This is a genomic window from Streptacidiphilus pinicola, from assembly GCF_003258295.1.
Classification (GTDB): domain Bacteria; phylum Actinomycetota; class Actinomycetes; order Streptomycetales; family Streptomycetaceae; genus Streptacidiphilus; species Streptacidiphilus pinicola.
Window position 1 is genome coordinate 1 of the sequence record NZ_QKYN01000208.1, and the last position, 5,024, is coordinate 5,024.

The 5,024-nt window shown below is 66.2% G+C and carries 3 protein-coding genes and 1 pseudogene; 3 read left to right on the forward strand and 1 reads right to left on the reverse strand.

Features of this window, described 5'->3' with window-relative positions:
* Nucleotides 1–1,038: 1,038 nt before the first annotated feature.
* Nucleotides 1,039–1,359, forward strand: coding sequence for a hypothetical protein (locus tag DN069_RS39680; protein ID WP_133260170.1), 321 nt, complete (start codon nt 1,039–1,041; stop codon nt 1,357–1,359).
* Between the two features lie 672 nt (nt 1,360–2,031).
* Nucleotides 2,032–2,745 (forward strand): hypothetical protein, encoded by a 714-nt coding sequence (locus DN069_RS36995; RefSeq protein ID WP_111507640.1) that lies wholly within the window; start codon nt 2,032–2,034, stop codon nt 2,743–2,745.
* Between the two features lie 464 nt (nt 2,746–3,209).
* Here DN069_RS36995 and DN069_RS37000 read toward each other — a convergent pair whose 3' ends face one another.
* Nucleotides 3,210–4,511 carry an IS256 family transposase gene (locus DN069_RS37000; protein WP_243640301.1) on the reverse strand — a complete coding sequence of 434 codons (1,302 nt, stop codon included), beginning with the start codon at nt 4,509–4,511 and terminating at the stop codon, nt 3,210–3,212.
* A gap of 363 nt (nt 4,512–4,874) precedes the next feature.
* On the opposite strand from DN069_RS37000, the pseudogene DN069_RS42150 reads away from it, so the two are divergent.
* A pseudogene (locus tag DN069_RS42150) lies at nt 4,875–5,024 on the forward strand (histidine phosphatase family protein); the annotation flags it as partial.

Below are 5,024 nucleotides of genomic sequence, written 5' to 3' on the forward strand. Positions count from 1 at the left end.
GGGTAACCACGCGCCTTCGGCGCGGGTTGCTTGGGCCTTCGGCCCTGCGCTGATGACGCCTCACTCCCCGTGCTTCGCACGGGGAGTGAGGGCGCGCCGGGCGTTGCCCCGGCGGGGCCCCGGCTGCGCCGGGGCGGGCACGGGCGCGGCTTCGCCGGCCCCGTGCTCGAGGTGGCGCGGGGGGTTGGAGTGTAATGGGCCGACGGCGCTTCGCGCCTATATCATCAGGTCAGTGATGGTGCGACGCCATCGCGTCGTATGAATGACGCGCCCCGCCTTCGGCGGAGTGCTATTCTCTCCGCTTCGCTCCGGGGAGGCTGGCTAGGAGGGGTCCGGGTGTCCCCCGGCGCGAGCGTGCCGGACACCCGACAGAACGGGGCCCACGGGCGGCGGGGATGACCGAACGTCACCACGACTAACACCCTGACGCACACTCAGACACCCAGCAGCCTAGTGCTGCATCAAAAGTATTAAGCCGCTTAACTTTGGAAAACCACAGCACCCCACCAAAAACCCACACTGACCAGCAAAAACGTCAAGGGGCGGGAGAAGGGAAGAGGACGGAACCCAGGCGGGATATCACGGAACAGCCCGCGTTCCTGTCGCGGAGCAACCCTCAACGAACTCTATCAATACCCGCAATAGACCAAAATAGACCATCAGACTGTGCTCCGCGGATGCCGCCGCCTTGGGTGTGGGGAGAGGAGCGCCGTTGGCCGCCTGCCCGTGGGGAGTTGGGGCTGGGTCGGGTCGTGCGGGTCCGGATCGAGGGGACCAACCGCGGGTACTGCACGCGGGGTCAACTCCCGTACGGCGGGCTCCGTTCACGCGGGCGCCGATGGCGCCCCGAACACCCCGACACCGAGCAGCAGTCGCCCGACGGGGCCCCGGAGTCTTCGCTCCTCCGGGCCCCGTCGTCGGGCAGACCGTCAGCAGGGCGCCGACGGGCCTAGTTGGTGGTCTCGCTCAACGAGGCGGCGCACGGTTCCGTCTGGCAAGAGCCTGGGCCCGGACGAGGAAAGAACCACTATCGCGACGATGAGCGCCGGGATGAGCAGCGCGATGCTGATCAAGGTGGGGTTAAAGGAAGTGGACAACATGTGTCTCTCCGTTCGCTCGGTTGCGGAGAACGAGCTCCCACTCGCCGGCGCGCGCGAGGAAAAAAGCGCGCATGTTGAGGCTCCGGTTGACTGCGTCCGTTTTGTTCGTCATGTCTTCTTCGTCAAGGATTGTCTGAAGGGACTCCTTGGACTTGTTGGTCAGAGCGACCGTGATCCGCTCTGCGATCTGCGGCTTTTGCGACCCAACTGGCTGCTGGGCCACGCCGCTGGGCGGCGTCTGCGTATCCTCTTCGGATGAACCCTGACTGTTTTTCACTGTCACCGGTTCGCCTCCATCAACATCGACTTACACACTCTTCCCTAAGCGGACATACCCCTCACACGGGAACGTATCCTCATAACTGCGGCTCGCATGGTAGGCGAGCCCGGGATATTACCACGCTTCACCCATGTGGAGTATGACTTTTCTATGCTACATCTCCGCATGCAAGCCAGCCATGCGGAACTGATCACGTTTGACGCTCGTAACATTCGCTTGATGGGCGGCGTGACCGGCACAATAGCTATGGGCACCTCCAGCCAGCACGTAGCCCCCCAGGCTTGGCTCGTCCCTTGAGGGTACCCAACGATCGCCGTACCGTGGCAGGCTTTCTGCAGAGAATCTCTGCATCTGAGCGACTCGCCTACAGAGTGAAGCTGCTTGTGCTCTGCAGCTGGGGTAAAGTATCGCTACGGAGAGACCTCAGTTCGAGACTGTACGAAAGCGACGGCCTGGGGATCTTCGAGGGGGCTCCGCGCCGCACGGAAGGGATTTCACCGGCGGCACCTCCCCGGCGGTCCCCTCCGACCGCCCTCCCCTGGGGAGAAGGACAGAACCGGTACCGGTGCTGTCACAGCGCCACCCCTCTGCCCCCGTGGGCCGCACGAAGCCCACGGGGGTCCCGTGTACCAAGAAGGAAGCAGGTAGAAGGTGCTCACCAGCTCGACGACCGATGTCGGCGATATCGTCTCCTCCACCGTGGCCGCCGAGGTCTCCGACCGCGAGGACAACACGATGGAGGCCCAGCAGGAGACGGAGGACGCCGACGACGGCAGTCCGAACCTCGCCGGCCTGAGCGGCGACTACGGCGAGCACGCGCAGCAGCACGAGCTCATCCACTTCGTCGGCGCGATAACGGACCGGGGGCCGCGACAGTCTGACGCCGAGTGCGACGCCCAACAGGGACGTGCTGCCACCAGTTCTGACGGTGGATCTGGCTCTGGCGGTGACGATGTCGTCCGCACGGGGGGTTCGGACGACGACTCCGACGACGAGTCGGCAGGGGACCTGCCGGCCGTACCGGAGATCCCGGACGTCCCGGAGTACGGCGGGGACCCGACCCCGGACTCCGACAAAGACCCGGTCGTCGGGGACAAGTACCCGTTCGGGATGAGCATGGTCTTCGGCAAGCTCGCCGACGTCCACTTCGGCTGGAAGGCCCCCAAGGAGAGCATGCGGGACTCGATCGACATGTACGCGCTGCTCGGGATGGCGCTCGTCTCGGTGCTCTACTGCTTCCTCATCGTCATCGAGTCCGGACACCTGCCGCACGGCACGGCGCAGTTCCTCTCGATCCTCTTCGTGCCGCCGGCCGTGCTGGCTCTCACCACCCTGTGCTTCCTGCGACGGAAGAATCGCCCTTGAGCATACGAGCGCCCCGGCACGAGCATTGCCGGGGCGTAACCGTAAACCGCAGGGCACGCGAGGGGCCGACTCGAACGAGTCGGCCCTCAGTCTGTCCGCGCCCCGGCCGCCGTAGCCGGTCTCCGAGCCGACGCCGTAGCCGGTCTCGTAGCCGAACGCGTAGCCGGTGACGGTGACCGTGATCCCGGGCCCCCGGGCCCCCGGGCGAGAGCTCCATGACGAGAGGCGACGCGGTCAACTTGCGGTCCCTAGCAGGAAACCAGCCCTTGGCCAACACCCCAATGCGGCCGATCCCGGGGGGATTGCGGGCCCCAGGGTCGCCGTGTTGGCTCCCCGACAGCCTCACCGGCCCGCAGGTTCGGGTGTTGGTGGCGGCTTCGTCCGGGTGTTGTGTCGGCCCCGGCATCACCGCCAGGAGCAGGGAGTGTCTGATCCTTTGTGGGTGGTCCGGTGTTCGGTCTGGTCTAGCGGTCGGTGACGCGGTCGCCGTAGTGGCTGGCGAGGCTGTTGATGGCCTGCTTCCAGGACTGGGTCCTGCCGGTCACATTGGCGTGGTTCTTGATCGGGTTCTGGATCACGAGGTAGAGGACTTTCAGGGCCGCGTCGTCGTCGGGGAAGTGTCCTCGACGGCGTGAGGCCTGCCGGAAGCGCGAGTTGAGGGACTCGATCATGTTGGTGGTGTAGACGACGCGGCGGATCGGGGCGGGGAACCGCATAAAGACGATCATGTGCTCCCAGCTGCGGCGCCAGGTGTCGATCACGGCCGGGTAGCGCTCGCCCCACTCCTCCTCGAAGCGGGCGAACCGCTGCTCGGCCTCGTCCGCGGTCTTGGCTGTGTAGACCTCCTTGAGCTGGCGGGCGATGGCGCCCCAGTACTGCTTGGCCGCGTAACGCAGGCTGGTGCGGACCATGACGACGCACAGCTGCACGTCGGTCTGGGGCCAGACGTCGTTGATGGACTCCGGAAGGCCCTTGAGGCCGTCGCAGCAGGCGATCAGGACGTCCTGGATGCCGCGGTTGCGTAGTTCGGTCAGCCAGGTCATCCACTGCTTGGGGCCCTCGCCGCCGGTGCCGACCCACATGCCCAGCACGTCGCGGTCGCCGTCGAGGTTGATGCCGACGGCGATGTAGACGGGCTTGTTGGCCACGGCGCCGTCTCGGATCTTGATGTAGATGCAGTCGATCAGCAGGACCGCGTAGACGCGGTCGAGCGGTCGGGTGCGCCAGGCGGCGAGGTCTTGGGCGACCTGGGCGGTGGCGCGGGAGACCAGGTCGCGGGAGACCTCGATGTCGTAGACCTCGGCGAGGTGGGCCTGGATCTCACCGGTCGTCAGGCCCTTGGCGTAGAGGGAGATGATGGTCTCCGAGAAGCCGTCGACGCGGCGGGAGTGCTTGGGGACGATCTGCGGGTTGAAGTTGCCGGCCCGGTCGCGGGGGATGTTGATCTGGACCGGGCCGACCTGGGAGAGCACGGTCTTGCGGCTGGTGCCGTTGCGGTGGTTGCCCGACCCGGCGCCGGCCGGGTCGCCCTTCTCGTAGCCGAGGTGGTCGGCCATCTCGGCCTCCAGGGCGCCTTCCAGGACCAGCTTCACCAGCCCGGTCAGCAGCCCGTTCTCCCCGACCAGTTGCAGGCCGTTGCGGCGGGCCCGCTCGATCAGATCTTCGGCCAGTTCCCGGTTCTGCTCGGTCGCGATGCGTGCCAACTCGGCCCCCGTCTGCACCTGGTGCTCGTTCTCGTGGGGGCTCTGCTCGTTCGTGGTGCCCATGCGTGATCCTTCCCGGCATAGAGGTCATCTCATGCCATCTCGGGTCACACCAGACCAACCATAAAGTTCAGGACAGTCCCGCATGAACGCCAGGAGGGGAGGAGGGGAAGCCGGCGGTTGAGGGGTGTTTGCCGATGGCGGTGGGTCGTCGACGCGTTCGAGTGTGACGGTTATCGAGCCCTGTGTGTCGTCGCGGCGAAAGGGGATGATCATGGTTTCACCCTGCCGTTCGGGCGAGTCTGGGGCAAGGGGCTGGGCGGGCTGGTGCGGTTCGTTTGCGGCGCTGGTGTGAGGTGGGGTCAGGAACCGGGGGCCGGTGGGGTGGCGTCCACGAGGGCATGCAAGATCGGTATCTCTGTGTGGTTGGGCAGGCGGCTGCGGGGGGTGCCTTTGGCGTCGGTTCACCATGGTCCGTTGCCTCGTGCGGCGCAGACGGCTCGGTTGGTGGCGGGGCAGTTGGGTGGGTTGCCGCTGTGCGAGTCGGAGGCTGCGGGTGATTACGTTCCGTACGTT

Excerpts from the sequence above, each read along its gene's own strand:
- DN069_RS39680 (WP_133260170.1), top strand. The coding sequence starts at position 1,039 with ATGAGCGCCGGGATGAGCAGCGCGATGCTGATCAAGGTGGGGTTAAAG.
- DN069_RS37000 (WP_243640301.1), bottom strand. The coding sequence starts at position 4,511 with ATGGGCACCACGAACGAGCAGAGCCCCCACGAGAACGAGCACCAGGTG.